Source organism: Paraburkholderia sp. SIMBA_054 (assembly GCF_046534875.1).
In the GTDB taxonomy this organism is placed as follows: Bacteria; Pseudomonadota; Gammaproteobacteria; order Burkholderiales; family Burkholderiaceae; genus Paraburkholderia; species Paraburkholderia hospita.
This window is the reverse complement of sequence record NZ_JAWRXV010000381.1, coordinates 1-351: the sequence shown is the minus strand read 5'-3', so window position 1 is coordinate 351 and position 351 is coordinate 1. Positions and strand designations below refer to the sequence as shown.

Below are 351 nucleotides of genomic sequence, written 5' to 3'. Positions count from 1 at the left end.
CATCGCCAGCGGCAGCGACCAGGCGAACTCGGCCACGCGCCAGTCCAGCAGCGGCGCGCGCGCTTCCAGGCCAACCGCCATGCTGGTGCGGTCGACCTTGCACAGCAGGTCGTCGGGCAGGTAGCAGGAAAAATCGGCCAGCATCATCGCGTCGGCCGCGCTGCCTGCGCCATGCAGCGGATCGGCCAGGCTGTAGAAGGTCTCCGGCTCGTGCGCGTCGAGTACCGCTGCCGCCGGCTGCCGCCAGCGCGAGATCCGGTTGCGGTAGACATCGCCGATGCCCCGCGCGCCGGCCTCGGCCAGAAGCGCGGCCAGGCCGCCGGTGCGCGAGCCCTCCCCGTCCGCATGCCG

General features: G+C 72.9%; 1 protein-coding gene. It reads right to left on the bottom strand.

Going from position 1 to position 351, the window contains the following annotated elements:
- Window positions 1-351: asparagine synthase-related protein (locus SB822_RS55580; protein ID WP_410858907.1), on the bottom strand; the 351-nt coding region annotated here is incomplete at both ends.